Genomic DNA, 16187 nt, shown 5'->3' with positions numbered 1-16187 from the left:
GCAGGAGCCGAGGATGCGTAGCGTCGTCAGCTACGTCAAACGCGGCGGGCGCATGACGGCCGGGCAGCAGCGCGCGTGGGAGACCAGGTGGCCCGAGCTGGGCCGCACGGTCTCCGAGCTGCCGCCGGGTCCGATCGACTTCGCCGCGTGGTTCGGCAGGCCCGCCCCCGTGATCCTCGAGATCGGCTCGGGCATGGGGGAGACCACCTCGCAGCTCGCGGCGGCATCACCCGAGGTGAACTACGTCGCCGTGGAGGTCTACGAGGCCGGGCTCGGGCAGCTCATGCTGCGCGCCGAGCGCCTGGGCGTGGTGAACCTGCGCCTGCTGCACGGCGACGCGGTGCCGCTGCTGACCGAGCACGTCGCGAAGGAGTCACTCGCGGGCGTGCGCATCTTCTTCCCGGACCCGTGGCCGAAGAAGCGCCACCACAAGCGGCGGCTGGTCCAGCCGGACTTCGTCGCGCTGGTGGCGTCGCGGCTCGCGTCGGGCGGCACGCTGCACCTGGCCACCGACTGGGAGAACTACGCCGAGCAGATGCTGGAGGTGTGCGGCGGCGAGCCGACGCTGCGCAACCGGTTCGACGGCTGGGCGCCGAGACCGGAGTGGCGGCCGGTGACGAAGTTCGAGCAGCGCGCCGAGGAGGAGGGGCGCGTGAGCAGGGACCTGATCTTCGAGAAACTGCCGTGACCGACGATTCGGTACGCACGGCGTACCTGGTCAAGCGGCTGGAGCAGGCCGTGCGCGGGCACCTGGAGTCGGTGCTGCGGCCGCACGGGCTCACCACGGCCCAGTACACCGCGCTCACCACGCTGCGAACCCAGCCGGGGCAGTCGTCGGCGCAGCTGGCCCGGCGCTCGTTCGTCAGCGCGCAGACCATGCAGGAGCTGGTGACGAGCCTGCAACGCCGGGGGCTGGTCGAGAAGGCGCCCGCGCCCCGCAACCGTCGTGTCCTGCACATCAGCCTGACCGCTCGCGGTGAGGCGGCACTGCGCGAGCTGGACGACGAGGTGGACGCCCTCGAACGCGAGATGCTCGCCGACCTCGACGCCGAGCAGACCGCCGCCTTCCGCGAGGCCCTCCGCGCCTGCTCCCGCCGCCTCACCCATCCGGGGACGCGGTGACTGCCCCCAAGGCCACCTTTGTTGCGTTGAGCGCACCGAAGGTGGCCTTGGGGGACGTTTGGTCACCTCACTCGTCGGCGAGGGGTTCCGCGCGGACCCGGTTGAGGGCCGGGCGGCAGACCGACGCGGCCAGCACCGCCACTCCGGCTCCCAGCACCACCGGCGCCGCGATCCACGGGGTCAGCACCACCGAGGACTCCTCCTCGACGAGGCTGTAGAGCCCGATCGCCACCAGCACCCCGACCACGCCGGCTCCGATCGTGGCGACCAGCGCGGGCATCGCCGCCTCCGTGCGCAACGCCCTCGCCAGCACCCGCACCGGCGTGCCGGCCGCGATGAGCGCCCCGAACGTGCGGCGCCGGTCCATCACCGAGCCCGCCGTCGCGATCGCCGCGCTGCAGCCGCTCAGCACCGCGGCGGCGACCAGCCCGATCACGGTGACCCTGCGCAGGTCCGACAGCTGCGTCTGCTGGTCCCAGATGCGCATCTCCCTGCTCTCGATCTGCGCTCCGCCGGCTGCCGCGGCCAGCGCCGTGCGCACGACCTCGCGGTTCGCCTGCGTCGTCGGCACAGCCACCGTCACCTCGGACGGGGACGCCCCCTCTGGCAGCACGGCCGGGTCGATGATCGCCGTGCTGTACATGTCCTCGCCGGTCACCTCGAACGGCCGCACCGGCGTGTCCGCCGGGAGGGGCACCCCCTGCGTGCCCCACTCCGCGCTCACCGTGACGCCGTTCAGTTCCATCGGGTACTCGCTGTAGACCCCCGGCGTGCCCGCGCACGCGCCCGCCATGTCGAGCCGCAGCAGCCCCTCCGCGCGCTCACAGTCGAGCACCAGCGCCTGCTGTCCCGCGTTCTCGCCCTTGGCCAGCGCCACCTCGCCGACGCCGATGGCCCGCTCCCGCTGGCCGTAGCGCTCCAGCGTCGCGTTGGTCTCCGCCACGATCCCCTCGGCGCGCGCCGCGTCGGTCGGCACGTACAGGACGGAGTCCCGGAACGGGGAGCTCGACCCGGCCATGGACTCGAACGACGGCATGAGCGTCAGCGCCATCGAACCCGTGAACACGGCGAGCACGACACCGGCCGACGCGCGGTAGGCGCCCTTCGGATCGTCCCGCAGGCGCCGCCCGGCCAGCAGCACCGAGGGCCTGCGCCAGATCCGCCCGAAGATGCCGCCGATCGCCGACGTCACCCACGGGCCGACGAGCGCGGCCGAGGCGACGATGAGGGCAAGGCCGAGCAGGACGAGCATCATGCCCATCTCGTCCTCGGCGGTCGAGACGACGACGGCGAAGAACAGTCCCGCGAGCGGCAGCGACAGCAGGCGCCACCAGTGCAGCGGCTTCCGCTCGTGGGAGCCGGTCGCGCCCAGCGGCGTCCACATCACCCTGCGCAGGCCCAGCACCGCGGCGAGCAGCACCAGGGCAGGCATCAGCAGAACGACCGGGATGGCGACGCCCAGCGGCAGCTGGAAGTCCGACGCCTGCCAGGTTCCGCCGTCCCAGGGCACGAACGTCGCGAGCTTGTGCAGCAGCGGGCTGGCCACCGCGCCGAGGAGCGCGCCGCCGACGGCCGCGATGGCCGTCTCCGCGGAGACCATCGAGATCACCTGCCGCGGGGTGGCGCCCGCCAGCCGCAGCGCGGCGAGCCTGCGTTCCCTGCGGGCCGCGATGAGCCGCGCCGACGACGCCACCAGCACCAGGCTCGGCACGATCAGCACGACCACACCGACCCCGGCGAGCAGCTGCAGCAGCGGATCCTGTTCCGCGCCGCCCAGCGCGAACCCGTTCTGCTGGAACGCCGTCACGGGCATGTCGTCGGCGTCGTGCCCGACGAGCGCGACCAACTGGCCGGGGAACTTCAGCGCGTCCTCGCCCAGCGTGCCCACGACGTCGCCGCCGAAGCGCTCCCCAAGCTGCGAGCCCGGCATGCCGTCGGCGAGCCTCGCCAGTTCGGGCGAGAGCAGCACCTCTCCCGGCGCGGGCAGCTTCCCGACGCCCGGCGGCAGGGCGATGGAACCCGGGTCGGTCAGCGGCGCGACGTCGACCCGCGTGATCTTGTCGCCGCCTGCGTAGTCCTCGCTGGACGCCAGCGAGAGCGTGGCAGGGCCGTCCTCCCCCGAACCGTAGGACGGCTCCTGCCACGTGGACCGCTCGCCGCGTGCCTCGGTGGCGAACGGGAGACTGACGAGGAGGAGCACCAGCCCGGTCGCCACCGCGACACCGAGGCCGGTGAGGATCGCCGACGTCCGCGTGCGCCGGTCGCCGCGCAGGACCCGCAGCGCGAGCCGGAAGCTGTTCACGACCCCGTCACCCCGGTGGCGATACGGCCGTCGCGGATGGTCACCATGCGGGGCACCGACTCGGCGAGGTCGCGGTCATGAGTCACGATCACCACGGCGGCTCCGTTCTCGGCTGCCGCGCCGAGCAGGGCGTTCATGGTGTCGCGGCCCGTGCGCGTGTCGAGCGCGCCGGTCGGCTCGTCGGCGAAGATCACGCTCGGCTGGTGTGCCAGCGCCCGCGCGATCGCCACGCGCTGCGCCTCGCCACCGGACAGCTCACCCGGCCTGCGCGCCCCCTTGCCGGCGAGGCCGAGCCGGTCGAGCCACTGCCGGGCGTCCGCGAGGGCCTGGCCGCGGCTCACGCCGCCGAGCAGCAGCGGCAGCGCGGCGTTCTCCTCGGCGGAGAGCTCGGCGACGAGCATGCCGGACTGGAAGACGAAGCCGAACTCGGTGCGCCGCAGCTCGCTGCGCTTGGCCTCGCCGAGGTGGTCGATGCGCGTGCCGGCGAGCAGCACCTCACCGGAGTCGGCCGGCAGGATGCCCGCGAGCACGTGCAGCAGCGACGTCTTGCCGGAACCCGAGGGGCCCACGATCGCGACGGCCTCACCCGGTTGGATGTCGATGTCCACCCCGGCCAGCGCGTGCTGCGCGCCGTAGCGCTTCACGAGCCCGCGGCCGGAGAGCGCGGGACGGGTGGAGGTCGCGAGTGGACCCGGCGACTGTGTGGTCTGTGTTGGCATGCACAGCAGCGTCGCGCGAACCGCGCACTCACCACTTCGGACAGACGGCCAGGACCGGACCAGTCGGCCTCGGCCGATCGGCCGAGGGGACACCGGCCTGACGGCCAAGGTGCGAGCGCAGCCGGATCAATTACCTTCGCATCGTGTCCGTACCACCTTTCCGGCGTAAGGTCGCCGATCTGCTGCAGTGGCTGGGCCTGCCGGGGGTGGTGCTCTTCGCCGCGCTCCTCTGCGATCTGGTGATCGTCGCGGACGCGAGCCTCGACGGCTTCGGTCCCCGCGGCGTCGACCTGCTGCTCCTGCCCGGCATCCTGAGCCTGTCGGCATGCGCGTTGTGGGGCCGCAGCCAGCCGGTGGTGGCGGCATGGGTCGGCGCGGCCGCGCTCGTCGGGAGCACGGTCCTCATCCGGCTCACCGGCACCCTGCCCTACACCGCGCTGCTGCCCAACATCTCCTTCGCCGAGACCGTCGCCGGGCTCGAGCTGGTGTTCTTCTGCGTCCGCGCGGCGAAGGCGGGCATCGCGTTCGCCACGACGTCGGCGATGGTGGTGGCCTGCCTGCTGGCGACGGCCGGCCGTGACTCGATCAGCTCGCGCTCCGAGCTCGTGCAGGCGCTCGTGAGCGGTTTCGTGCTGCTCACGGCCACCGTCGTGGTGGCCGTCCAGCTGCGCAAGCCGGCCGCGCAGCGGGTCCGCAGCGAGCTGATGACCCTGCTGCGCAGGCAGTGGCCGCTGGTCGGGGTGCTGGCCGCAGCGGTGTTCATGGACATCTTCATCTCGGCGTCGACCGGCGTGTTCGCGCTGGTGGTGCTGGCGACGAACGCGGGCGCCGTGGTGGCGACCGTGCAGGCCATCAAGCAGCCGGTGCGGTCGGCGCTGTGGCTGGCGGGCGTGATGTTCGTGTGCGCGCTGGGGCTGGCGTCGATGGGCGAGCGCATCGCCTACGTCAGCTTCGGCGGGTTCCCGCTCACGCAGGTGCTCGCCGGGATGATCGTGGTGGTCTTCCTGGTGCGCACCGCCGTGCCGCGCCAGGCCACGTGGTCGATCGGCCTGCTCTCGCTCGTGGTGGCCTGTGGCGCCGTCGCCAACACCATCGACCGCGACCAGGACTCCCTGCGCGCCCTCTTCGTCTCCGCGCTGCTGCTGCTCGGCATCTCCGTGGCGACCGGCCTCTACTTCCGCGCTCGCGACTCCGAGCGCACGCAGGCGGTGGAGACCGCGGTCAACGAGGCGCAGACCGCCGAGCGGATGGCGCTGGCGCGCGAGCTGCACGACGTGGTCGCCCACCACGTCACTGGCATCGTCGTGCAGGCGCAGGCGGCGAAGATGCTCGGCGAGAAGGACCCGCGCGTGGTGGTGGACGCGCTCGGGCAGATCGAGCACGCGGGCACCGAGGCGCTGGTGGCGATGCGCAGGCTCGTGCGCAGCATGCGCGGTGACGCGCCCTCCGGCAGCAGCGAGTTCAGCGAGCAGGCCACCACAGACCTGGGCGCCGACCTGCGGAAGCTCGTCGAGGCGGGCAACCACGGCGTGCCGACGGAGATCGAGCTGGACCTGCCTGCCGACCTGCCGCAGGAGGTGGCCCGCTCGGCGCTGCGCATCGTGCAGGAGTCGCTGACCAACGTCGGCAAGCATGCCTCCGACGCCACGCTCGCGACCGTGGCCGTCCGGGCGTCCGGGGAGGAGCTGCACGTGCGGGTGAGCGACAACGGGACGAAGGGGGCGGCGGTGCTGCCGGGTGGGGGCTACGGTTTGATCGGCATGCGCGAGCGGGTCGACCTGTTGCACGGGCGGCTCGCGGCGGGTCCCGGCCCCGATGGCGGCTGGCTGGTCGAGGTGTGGTTGCCACTGGACGGAGACGAGACGCAGTGATCCGGGTTCTGATCGCCGACGACCAGGACATGGTGCGGATCGGCTTCCGCATGATCCTCGACGCGCAGGACGACATCGAGGTGGTGGCCGATGTCGCCGACGGCATCGAGGCCGTGCGCAAGGCACGGGAGCTCCGGCCCGACGTGTGCCTGCTGGACATCCGCATGCCCGGCATGGACGGCCTGCAGGTGACCAAGCAGCTCGCTGGCCCGGACGTCGCCGACCCGCTCAAGGTCGTGGTGGTGACGACGTTCGACCTGGACGAGTACGTGCACACGGCGCTGCAGGGCGGGGCATCCGGCTTCCTGCTCAAGGACGCGGGGCCCGCGCTGCTGATCGAGGCCATCCGCGCGGCGGCCAGGGGCGACGCGCTGGTGTCACCGCAGATCACGGTGCGCCTGCTCAAGCACTTCGGCGACCAGCAGCAGGCCAGGCGTCCGGTCGAGCAGCCGTCGGAGCCGTTGACAGCGCGCGAGCTGGACGTCGTCAAGGCAACGGCCCGTGGGCTCACCAACACCGAGATCGGCACCGAGCTGTACCTGTCGCTCTCGACCGTGAAGACCCATCTGGCTTCGGTGCAGAGCAAGATCGGCGCCCGCAACCGCGTGGAGATCGCGGCATGGGCGTGGCGCAACGGCGTCGTGGACGACGCTTAGGCCTTGTTCGCGAGGTCGCGCAGATCCTTGCGAAGGTTGCGGCGCACGAGCGGAGCCATCAGCCACCCGGCGAGGCCGTAGAACCCGCTCGCGTCCCCACGCACCCTGATGCTGGCGAGTGTGCCGCTCGGATGCTCCTCGAAGCGGTAGGTCACGCGCATGGGGAACGGCCCGGCGACCGACGACATGTCGAGCAGCTCCGGCGGCGCATGCGTGAGCACCCTGAGCACGTAGTCGATGCGCCTGCCGAGGAAGTGCGCGGTGCGGCGGACCTCCGCGCCGACGCCGAACCCGCCGCCGGGCGCCTCGTCGGTCAGCTCCGCTCTGGTGATGCCCTGTGTCCACTGCGCGTCGTTGCGCCAGTCCATCGCGTACGCGGCCACACGCTCGCGGGGCAGTTCGATCACCCTGTCGGCCTTCACGTCCATGTGTGCCTCCTCTGCCCTCGCCGGTGAAGTCGCGGAGGCGGGCCCCGGCGCGACACTAGAATCGCGCCCATGTCCCGCCGTCTGCGTGCGCCCGTGGTCCTGCCTGCCGATCCGACCTGTTCCGTCATCCGCGACGGCGTGGTGGAAATCGACGACGCGGGCCGGGTCGCCTACTGCGGACCTGCGGTCTCGGCGCCGGGCCGGGCCGATGCGGCCGAGGTGACCGACCTGCCGGGCATCCTGCTGCCCGGGCTGGTGAACACCCACGCGCACAGCCCCATGGTGCTCCTTCGCGGCATGGGCGGTGACCTGCCGCTGCTGCGCTGGCTGCGCGAGGTGATCTGGCCCGCCGAGGCGAGGCTGCGTCCCTCCGACGTCCACGCCGGGATGCTGCTCGGCTCGGTGGAGATGCTGCGCAGGGGCGTCACCACCAGCGCCGAGATGTACTTCCACGCCGAGCAGCTCGCCGACGCGGTGCTCACCACGGGCGCGCGCGTGGTGCTCGGCGGCCCCATCATCGACCTGCCCGGCCTCGACTGGCGGACCATGATCACGGCGACGGAACGCTGGATCGACGCCGACGGGCTGCGGTTCGGCCGCGGCGAGCGGGTCGAGCTGTCCTACGCGGCGCACTCGGCGTACATGCTGCCGCCCGAGGCGCTGCGGGAGGTCGCCAAGTCGGCGGCGGCGCGCGGCGCGCTCGTGCAGATCCACGTGGCCGAGGCCGCGGACGAGGACGAGCGGCAGCGCGCCGAGTTCGGCTCGGTGCCACGCCTGCTCGACCAGGTTGGCCTGCTCGACGGCAGGCTCATCGCCGCGCACGCGGTGCATCTGTCCGATGAGGACATCGCGTTGCTCGCCGCGCGTGGGGCGGGGGTCGCGCACTGTCCCGGGTCCAACGCCAAGCTCGCGTCGGGCATCGCGCGACTGGCCGACCTGCGGGCGGCCTCGGTGCCGGTCGGGCTCGGCACCGACGGCCCCGCCAGCAACGACGACCTCGACCTCTGGGAGGAGGTCCAGCTCTCGGCGATGCTCGCGCGGCTGTCCACTCGGGACTCGACCGTGGTGACCGCGGCGGACGCCCTGCTGCTGGCCACGCGCGGCGGGGCGGACGCGCTCGGCCGTGACGACATCGGCGCCCTGGAGCCGGGGCGGTGGGCCGACGTCGTGCACGTCGACCTCGACGACCCCGCGTTCGCGGCCGGTCTCGACGTGCCCGACGACCAGCTGCTGGCGAACCTCGTGTGGGCCGCGGGATCTCGGCGCGTGCGCGATGTGTGGGTGGCGGGCGAGCAGGTGGTCGCCGAGGGCGAGGCGCTGCGCGCCGACCGCGCCGAGGCGCAGGCGAACGTGGCCAAAGCCGCCGCCCACCTCCGAGGCTGAACGTTCCCGCAAGGCCACCTTTGTTGCGCTCAACGCAACAAAGGTGGCCTTGGGGGGCGCTACGAAAGTACGGGTCAGATGCCGCAGCTGGGGGCTGACCAGAACTGACCGGAGCGGTGGGCGACGTGGACGTGGTCGTCGTGGCCCTCGTAGCCCGGTCCGAGGATCTCGGCGAACCCGTGGTGCCGGGCCTGCCGCGCCAGCGCGCAGAAGCCCTGCGATCCGGCGCCGAGGTCCACGGCATCGCCGTAGAGGTGACGGCTCGCCGGAGCGCCGCCGACCGCGTTGTTGCAGGCGACGCTGCGGAACCCGCCGTTCACGACGATCGGCCGGTCGCCCATCGCGTGCCGCATGGCCTGCAGCTTCCACATCGACACCAGCGCGTTGGCCTTGGCCTGCGAGGCGGAGACGTTGCCACCCGACCAGTCGGAGTTGCAGTTGTTCAGCTCGCCGTAGGAGAAGTTGACGGGCGTGCAGTCGTCGTCCTGCAGCTCGTAGAGCTTGGCGTAGGTCTGCGCTCCCGCGATTCCGTCCGCGCCGAGCCCGTACGCCTGCTGGAACCGGGTCACGGCGGCCTTCGTGCCGGGACCGAACTGACCGTCGATGGCGAGCACCCCTCCCTCGCCGGGGTAGCCGGCCACACGGATCTGCAGCTGGCGGACGTCCTCACCGGACGCTCCCTCGCTGAGCGTGCGGTTCCAGGTGTAGCAGCCGTCAGCGGCGGCGACGTCCGCTGAGGCCGGTGTCGTGAACGACAGCGCGGCGCCGGCCAGCAGGGCCAGCAACACCGCGACGAAACGGGTTTTCATGGTGGGGGCCTCCTCCGGGGATCACACCGGGCGCCCGAAAGCGTGGCAATGTCGCTTTCGGACTGTCAATGGATCACCGGATAAAGGCATGGTTTGGTGGAGACCAACCGGCCGGACGGACTACACCAAACGAACCTTGACGCCTCACCGGGGACGCGGGCGGACCGTGATCTCGGTGAGGTGCGCGTCGGGGCTCGCCAGCACCGCCGAGCGCACCGCGGCGGCGACGGACTCCGGACGCAGGTACTTCTCCGGCAGGTAGTCGCCGCCCTCGCCCGCGACCACGGCCTGCTGCATCTCGGTGTCGGTACGGCCGGGGAAGACCGACGTCACGCGCAGCGCGGTCTCCTCGGCACGCAGCACGTCCGCGAAGGCGCGCAGGCCGAACTTGCTCGCCGCGTAGGCGCCCCAGCCCTCGCGCACGGCGAGGCCCTGACCGGAGTTGATCAGCACGACGTGGCCGTGGGCCGCGCGCAGCACGGGCAGCAGGAGCCTGGTCAGCTCGGCCACGGCCACCACGTTGACCTCGAAGTTGTGCCGCCACACCTGCGCCGGCGACTGCTCGACCGTGCCGAGCTCCGCGACCCCGGCCGAGTGCACGAGCACGTCGAGCGAGGAGATCTCTGCCGCTGCCGTCGCCACGGCGGACGCGTCGGTGAGGTCCACGGGCCACGGGCTCGTCTCCGGCAGCTCACCGGCAAGCTCGGCGAGCGCGAGCTCGTCGCGCCCGCCGAGCAGGAGCCGGTGGGTCGGGGCGAGTGCCCGTGCCACGGCGGCACCGATTCCCCTTGACGCGCCGGTGACGAGTGCGAGCGGTCGGTCAGCCATGCCCTACACCGTAAAGGGCACGGCCGAACCGCTGCCGCCTACCGGACGCCGATCTTGCCCGCGCCCCGGCGGCCCTTCTTCCACACCGCGACGACCGAGGGACGCGGGTTGGCCGAGCCGCCGTCGGGCCAGTGCGACTCGGGGTTGGCCGCTCCGGCGCCCTCACCGGGGTGCTGCACGGCGACCAGCACGAGGTCCTCGGTCACCACGGGACCGCAGGTCTCCGCACCGATCGGCACCGTGAGGAACTGCTTGACCTGGCCCCGGTTCGGGCCGTCGACGGGCACGGAGAACAGGCCGTCGTTGGAACCGAGCGCGTTGCCGTCGGTGGAGACCCACAGGTTGCCGTACGGGTCGAACGCCACATTGTCCGGGCAGGAGATCGGGCTGACCTGGTCCTTCGGGAAGCCACCGAAGTAGGTGTCCGCCGTGGCGGGGTCACCGCAGACCAGCAGCAGCCGCCACGAGAACTTCGTCGACGCCGCGTCGCCGCGGTCCTCCTCCCACTCCAGCACGTGCCCGTTGCGGTTGCCGTTGCGCGGGTTGGCCTCGTCGGCCGCGGCCTTGCCCGCGGCGCCACGGTCGCTGTTGTTGGTCAGCGCGGCGTACACGCGGCCGTTGACGGGGTTGGCCTCGATGTCCTCCGGCCGGTCCATCTTCGTGGCCCCCACCTTGTCGGCGGCGAGGCGCGTGAAGATGTAGACCTCCTCGGCGGTGAAGCCATCCACAAAGGACTTGTCGCCGCTGGCCAGCGGAATCCACTCGCCGTAGCCGTCGAACTCGCCGTCGGAGGGCAGCTTGCCGGTGCCGTCGATCTCGCTCGCCGGGCTGTTGCCGGTGAACTTGGCGACGTAGAGCGTGCCGTCGTCGAGCAGGGCCGAGTTGTGCCTGCGAGCGTGGGCGCTGGTGCCCTTCTTGTACTTGCCCTTGGACACGAACTTGTAGATGTAGTCGAAGCGCTCGTCGTCACCGGAGTACACGGCGACGCGGTTGTCCTTCGTGATCTTTATGTTCGCGGCCTCGTGCTTGAACCGGCCGAGCGCGGTGTGCTTGATCGGCTTGCTGTTCGGGTCGTGCGGGTCGATCTCGACGACCCAGCCGAAGCGGTGCACCTCGTTGGGCTCCTGCGCGACGTCCCACCGCTTGTCGAAGCGCTCCCACTTGCGCGTGCTCGCGGCGCCGCTGAGGCCGTAGCGCCTGAGCCGCGCGGCCGCGACCGGGTCGGTGACCGTGCCCGCGTTGGCGAAGTACTGGTTGAAGTTCTCCTCGCCGGAGAGCACGGTGCCCCACGGCGTTACGCCGCCCGCGCAGTTGTTCTGCGTGCCGAAGACCTTCCGGCCTGTCGGGTCGGCCGAGGTCTTGAGGTAATCCGAACCGGCGGCGGGACCACGGACCTCGAACTCGGTGTCCATCGTGATGCGGCGGCTGTACCTGCTGGGCACGACCTTGAGGCCACCGCGCGGGTCACGCACGGCCTGCACGACCGAGAGCCCGTGCGCGGCCCAGGCGATCTTCACCTGCTCCTCGGTGGGGTTGTTCGGGTCGTACGTCCCGGCCGGGAACATGTCGGTCTCGGTGGTGTACTCGTGGTTGACCACGAGCAGGTTGCGCCAGCCACTGGCGTCCTGCGGGATGAGGCCGACGAAGTCGCAGTTGTAGCCGAACTGCTTGGCCTGGCCCGCGGCGGTCTGCTTGTTGAAGTCGAAGCGGGGAGCCCCGGGCAGCACCGGGTCGCCCCAGCGGATGACGACCTCCTGCTCGTAGCCGTCCGGAATGATGACGGCGTCGGCGCTGTTGGGCGCCACCGGGTCGAAGTCGGTGCCCGGCACAGGGCGGCCCGGCTTGCCGGGCTGGCCGCGGCCCGCGAGCGCGGGCGGCACTGCGGGTGTGGCGGCGGCGGTGCCGGACAGCGCGGCGAAGCCCGCTGCGGCGGCGGTCATCACGGCGCCCGCGCGCAGCGCGCCACGGCGCGACAAGACGTTTCTCACCACGTCGCCGAAGTACTCGTTGTCGGATTCATTGGGCGCCGGGTGCGCGCACGCGTTGCCGCATCGGTACTCACAGGTCACCGGCGACCGGCCGGAACGGTGAGAGGTCAGCAGGGGAAGAAGACGCCCGGGCTCGACGGACACACGGCCTCCAGTTCACTCAGTCAGGGGAACGCGTGTGACGTTAAGTGCCGAAAGCAAGCCGAGACGGTCGTGGAGGTGAACGCCGGGCGAACGGCTTGATCGTTACGACTCTTCATCCACCGGCGCCGCCTCGATCGACAGCAGGCCACCCGCGAGCGTAACAGCACAGCCGCGACGAGGAACGGAGACTGCGGGTGACCAGTCCGTCGCGTTCGAGGCGGGCGACGACGTCGGTCACGGACGGCAGGCGGACGCCTGCCAGCTCCGCGAGCGCGCTCATGCGGCACGGCCCGCCCTGATGGGCTCGGCGAGCACCGATGCCTGCACTTGGGCAGGCTGACAAAATTACTTAGCTACGCGAAGCAATTTGGCACACACGTAGGCTGCGGGACATGGACGCCGTGGTTTTCGATCTCGACGGAGTTCTGGTGGACTCCGAGCAGCTGTGGGATGAGGTACGCCGCTCGGTGGTCGCCGAGCACGGCGGCACCTGGAAGGAAGAGGCGACCAGGGCGCTGCAGGGGATGAGCACGCCGGAATGGGCGCGGTACCTGGTGGACGAGCTGGGCATCCGGCTGTCGGCGGAGCAGGCCGCGGAGACCGTGATCGGTGAGATGGCCAAACGCTACGAGGGCGGACCGCCCGTGCTGCCGGGCGCCGAGGACACGGTGCGTGCCGTTGCCGACCGGTACCCGGTGGCGATCGCCAGCTCCTCGCCGCCGTCGCTGATCGAGGCGTTCCTCACCGCGGCCGACCTCGCCGAGGTGGTGCGCGTGGCGGTGTCGAGCGAGCAGGTGGCGAAGGGCAAACCGGAGCCGGACGTCTACCTTGAGGCCGCGTCACGGCTCGGGGTCAAGCCGGCGGCGTGCGCGGCGGTGGAGGACTCGACCAACGGCCTGCGTGCCGCGCTGGCCGCCGAGATGACCGTGATCGGGGTGCCGAACCCGCACTTCCCTCCGGACCCGGAGGTCCTGGCGAAGGCCGCCGCGGTGCTCACCGACGTGACCGAGCTCCCGGAAGCGCTCCGCCGACTGCAGTGAAGGCCACCTTCACTGCGTTGAACGCAGGCATGGTGGCCTTCACTGCATCGAGGGGGACGGGTCAGCGCTCCACTTCGCCTGCGATGAACTTCTCCACCGAGTCGCGGGCGGTGGAGTCGTCGTACTGCACCGGCGGCGACTTCATGAAGTAGGACGACGCCGAGAGCAGCGGGCCGCCGATGCCGCGGTCCTTGGCGATCTTCGCCGCGCGCACCGCGTCGATGATGATGCCCGCCGAGTTCGGGGAGTCCCACACCTCGAGCTTGTACTCCATGTTCAGCGGCACGTCGCCGAACGCGCGCCCCTCGAGCCTGACGTAGGCCCACTTGCGGTCGTCCAGCCACTGCACGTAGTCCGAGGGGCCCACGTGGACGTTGGCCTTGCCGAGGTCGCGGTCGATCTGCGAGGTGACGGCCTGCGTCTTCGAGATCTTCTTGGACTCGAGCCGCTCCAGCTCCTTCATGTTCTTGAAGTCCATGTTGCCGCCCACGTTGAGCTGCATGGTGCGGTCGAGCTGGACGCCGCGGTCCTCGAACAGCTTCGCCAGCACGCGGTGTGTGATGGTGGCGCCGACCTGCGACTTGATGTCGTCACCGACGATCGGCACACCGGCCTGCTCGAACTTGGCGGCCCACTCGGGGTCGGAGGCGATGAACACCGGGATGGCGTTGACGAACGCGACACCGGCCTCGAGCGCGGCGGTCGCGTAGAACCGGGCGGCCTCGGTTGAGCCCACCGGCAGGTAAGCGACCAGCACGTCGGCCTGCGACTCGCGCAGCGCGGCGACCACGTCGACCGGCGCGTCGTCGGACTCCTTGATGGTCTCCTGGTAGAAGCGGCCGAGTCCGTCCAGGGTTTGCCCACGCAGCACCGGGACGTTGAGCGGCGGGACGTCGCAGATCTTGATCGTGTTGTTCTCGCTCGCCAGGATCGCCTCGGACAGGTCCTGCCCGACCTTCTTGGCGTCGACGTCGAACGCGGCGACGAACTCGACATCCCGGACGTGATAGTCGCCGAACTGCACGTGCATCAGGCCAGGCACGCGCGAGCCCGGGTCGGCGTCGCGGTAGTAGTGAACACCCTGGACCAGCGATGCCGCACAGTTGCCGACGCCAACGATGGCCACCTTCACGCGGCGGTTCTCGCCCATGCCGGTATCTCCCTTAACTCGTGTTCCGTGTGTAGGTCTCGCCGAGCCGCGGCCTAGTTCTCCGTCTTGTTCTGCTCGGCTTGTTCGTGCGCGATCAGCTCGTTGAGCCAGCGCACTTCCCGTTCGCTCGCCTCCAGCCCCAGCTGGTGGAGCTCTCGGGTGTAGCGATCGATCTTCTCCTCGGCCCTGGCCAACGCTGCCCGAAGACCTTCGCGGCGCTCCTCCACGCGGCGACGACGACCCTCCAGAATCCGCATCCTGACGTCGGCGGGTGTCCTCGAGAAGAACGTCAGGTGGACACCGAAGCCCTCGTCGTCCCACGTCTGCGGTCCGGCGTCGGCAAGCAGCTCGGCGAACCGCTCCTTGCCCTCCGCGGTGAGCTTGTACACACGTTTCGCCCGTCGGTTCCACCCGGTGCCCGGGTCGACGGCCTCCTCGACGATCCATCCGGCCCGCAGCAGCCGACGCAGCGTCGGGTAGAGCGAGCCGTACGAGAACGCCCTGAACATGCCGAGGGTCTCGTGCAACCGTTTGCGCAGCACGTAGCCGTGCATGGGTGCCTCGTGCAACAGCCCGAGAATCGCGAACTCAAGCACGGCGCACCCCCTCCGGGAACGAAACGACGCCATCCGGCGTTGCCGCTGGGGTACCCCGGATGACCTTGGTCAACCTACCGGCCCATTATATCGAGCCGATACATCTGAGTGGCGCAGCTAACCGCCGGATCACCCGAAACCTGCCCAAACTTCACCCGAGCGTTATCTTTTCCCCGGCGTGTCGTGCCAGCCGTGATCACCACTGGGCAGAACGGCTCATGGCCAACCCGCGCGGAACACGTACTCTGTTGAGGTGCGAAACCAGCGGCAGGTCGTCGACTACGCGCTACAGCGCCGTGCGCTGCTGGCCGAGGTCTACTCCGGCCGGGTCAGCACCATGGACGTCTGCGACGCCACTCCTTACCTGCTCAGGGCTGCCAAGTTCCATGGTCAGCCCAGCAAGTCCTCGTGCCCGGTGTGCCGCAAGGAGGCGCTCACGCTGGTCTCGTGGGTGTACGGCGACGAGCTCAAGCACGTCGCGGGTTCTGCCCGCGCACCTGAGGAACTCGAGCGGATGGCCAACCTTTTCGGCGAGTTCACCGTCTATGTTGTGGAAGTTTGCCGGTCGTGCGGCTGGAACCACCTGGTGCAGTCGTACGTCCTCGGTACTGGAACAACGCACCCACGCTCACGGAGGACCGCAGGTCAGTGACGGCAGACACGGGATCGATGGAAACAGAATCCCGCCGCGCACAGAGGGTCGGTCCGCAGAACGGCGTACCCCGACGCGCCGATCTGGGAGGGTCTTGAGTGAACGACCAGGGAAATCATCGCTGGCCGGGGGAGGAACCCGGCCGCGGTAGACACGGCAGGCACTCGTCCGGCGGCGACGGTGGCCCGCAGTGGCCCACCGGCGACGAGCCGGCGAGGCCCCCTCGGCAACCGAGGCAGCGCCCCCCGCAGCAGCCTCAGCGGCCGCAGCCGCAGTGGCCGGCCGGGGACGAGCAGGGCCAGGCGCCGCGCTGGCCCGGTGAGCCCGGTCGGCAGCCGCACCGCCCGCAGGGCGGCAGGCCAGGTCCGGCACAGCCGCCGCCCCCGCCCGGCCGCAGGCAGCCTGGCCCTCCCCCGCCCGGCGCACGCCCTCCTGGCGGTCCGCAGCAGGCAGGCAACCGGCAGCAGCCGCCGCACCAGCCGCAACGTCCTCCACGACG

General features: G+C 71.1%; 15 protein-coding genes and 1 pseudogene. 7 read left to right on the top strand and 9 right to left on the bottom strand.

What is annotated here, in order from left to right; genetic code table 11:
- The first annotated feature begins 13 nt into the window (after nucleotides 1-13).
- Both trmB and DI005_RS01930 read left to right on the top strand, forming a co-directional pair.
- A complete protein-coding gene (gene trmB, locus DI005_RS01935; protein WP_369973550.1) occupies nucleotides 14-688 on the top strand; it encodes a tRNA (guanosine(46)-N7)-methyltransferase TrmB in 675 nt (224 codons plus the stop codon).
- Nucleotides 685-1122, top strand: a complete 438-nt coding sequence (locus DI005_RS01930) for a MarR family winged helix-turn-helix transcriptional regulator (RefSeq protein ID WP_113641080.1) — start codon at nucleotides 685-687, stop codon at nucleotides 1120-1122. Before trmB ends, DI005_RS01930 begins: the two co-directional genes overlap by 4 nt.
- A 67-nt stretch (nucleotides 1123-1189) precedes the next feature.
- On the opposite strand, the gene DI005_RS01925 is transcribed toward DI005_RS01930, so the two are convergent.
- The gene (locus tag DI005_RS01925; protein ID WP_113641079.1) at nucleotides 1190-3424 is read right to left on the bottom strand and encodes an FtsX-like permease family protein; all 2235 of its coding nucleotides are present in this window, start codon (nucleotides 3422-3424) and stop codon (nucleotides 1190-1192) included.
- Nucleotides 3421-4143 carry an ABC transporter ATP-binding protein gene (locus tag DI005_RS01920; RefSeq protein ID WP_112265766.1) on the bottom strand — a complete coding sequence of 241 codons (723 nt, stop codon included), beginning with the start codon at nucleotides 4141-4143 and terminating at the stop codon, nucleotides 3421-3423. The genes DI005_RS01925 and DI005_RS01920 overlap by 4 nt, the downstream gene beginning before the upstream one ends.
- A 143-nt stretch (nucleotides 4144-4286) precedes the next feature.
- Between DI005_RS01920 and DI005_RS01915 the strand changes: the two genes are divergently transcribed.
- Both DI005_RS01915 and DI005_RS01910 read left to right on the top strand, forming a co-directional pair.
- The gene (locus DI005_RS01915) at nucleotides 4287-6014 is read left to right on the top strand and encodes a sensor histidine kinase (RefSeq protein WP_228713557.1); all 1728 of its coding nucleotides are present in this window, start codon (nucleotides 4287-4289) and stop codon (nucleotides 6012-6014) included.
- On the top strand, nucleotides 6011-6670 hold the full coding sequence (locus DI005_RS01910; protein ID WP_112265768.1) for a response regulator transcription factor: 660 nt from the start codon (nucleotides 6011-6013) through the stop codon (nucleotides 6668-6670). The genes DI005_RS01915 and DI005_RS01910 overlap by 4 nt, the downstream gene beginning before the upstream one ends.
- Here DI005_RS01910 and DI005_RS01905 read toward each other — a convergent pair.
- Nucleotides 6667-7098, bottom strand: coding sequence for an SRPBCC family protein (locus DI005_RS01905; protein ID WP_112265770.1), 432 nt, complete (start codon nucleotides 7096-7098; stop codon nucleotides 6667-6669). The genes DI005_RS01910 and DI005_RS01905 overlap by 4 nt on opposite strands.
- Nucleotides 7099-7167: 69 nt before the next feature.
- On the opposite strand from DI005_RS01905, the gene DI005_RS01900 reads away from it, so the two are divergent.
- A complete protein-coding gene (locus DI005_RS01900; RefSeq protein ID WP_113641078.1) occupies nucleotides 7168-8481 on the top strand; it encodes an amidohydrolase family protein in 1314 nt (437 codons plus the stop codon).
- A 74-nt stretch (nucleotides 8482-8555) separates the two neighbouring features.
- On the opposite strand, the gene DI005_RS01895 is transcribed toward DI005_RS01900, so the two are convergent.
- From DI005_RS01895 to DI005_RS39630, 4 genes and pseudogenes are all read right to left on the bottom strand, one after another.
- Nucleotides 8556-9290 carry a D-Ala-D-Ala carboxypeptidase family metallohydrolase gene (locus DI005_RS01895; RefSeq protein WP_113641077.1) on the bottom strand — a complete coding sequence of 245 codons (735 nt, stop codon included), beginning with the start codon at nucleotides 9288-9290 and terminating at the stop codon, nucleotides 8556-8558.
- Nucleotides 9291-9434: 144 nt separating this feature from the next.
- Nucleotides 9435-10118, bottom strand: a complete 684-nt coding sequence (locus tag DI005_RS01890; protein WP_113641076.1) for an SDR family oxidoreductase — start codon at nucleotides 10116-10118, stop codon at nucleotides 9435-9437.
- Between the two features lie 38 nt (nucleotides 10119-10156).
- Nucleotides 10157-12250 (bottom strand): PhoX family phosphatase, encoded by a 2094-nt coding sequence (locus tag DI005_RS01885; protein ID WP_113641075.1) that lies wholly within the window; start codon nucleotides 12248-12250, stop codon nucleotides 10157-10159.
- A 190-nt stretch (nucleotides 12251-12440) separates the two neighbouring features.
- Nucleotides 12441-12545 (bottom strand): annotated as a pseudogene (locus tag DI005_RS39630) (MarR family transcriptional regulator); the annotation flags it as partial.
- 97 nt (nucleotides 12546-12642) lie between these two features.
- Here DI005_RS39630 and DI005_RS01875 point away from each other — a divergent pair.
- Nucleotides 12643-13290 (top strand): HAD family phosphatase, encoded by a 648-nt coding sequence (locus DI005_RS01875; RefSeq protein WP_112265782.1) that lies wholly within the window; start codon nucleotides 12643-12645, stop codon nucleotides 13288-13290.
- 61 nt (nucleotides 13291-13351) lie between these two features.
- On the opposite strand, the gene DI005_RS01870 is transcribed toward DI005_RS01875, so the two are convergent.
- Nucleotides 13352-14440: an inositol-3-phosphate synthase gene (locus tag DI005_RS01870; protein WP_112265784.1), complete on the bottom strand. Its 1089-nt coding sequence runs from the start codon at nucleotides 14438-14440 to the stop codon at nucleotides 13352-13354.
- 53 nt (nucleotides 14441-14493) lie between these two features.
- Nucleotides 14494-15036 (bottom strand): PadR family transcriptional regulator, encoded by a 543-nt coding sequence (locus DI005_RS01865; RefSeq protein WP_112265785.1) that lies wholly within the window; start codon nucleotides 15034-15036, stop codon nucleotides 14494-14496.
- A gap of 253 nt (nucleotides 15037-15289) precedes the next feature.
- On the opposite strand from DI005_RS01865, the gene DI005_RS01860 reads away from it, so the two are divergent.
- Entirely contained in the window at nucleotides 15290-15688 is a 399-nt protein-coding gene (locus tag DI005_RS01860) for a DUF5318 domain-containing protein (protein ID WP_112265786.1), read from the top strand.
- The last annotated feature ends 499 nt before the right edge of the window (nucleotides 15689-16187 follow it).

The sequence above is a fragment of the Prauserella sp. PE36 genome (assembly GCF_003311655.1).
GTDB lineage: Bacteria > Actinomycetota > Actinomycetes > Mycobacteriales > Pseudonocardiaceae > Prauserella_A > Prauserella_A endophytica.
This window is presented reverse-complemented; position numbering and strand designations above follow the sequence as displayed.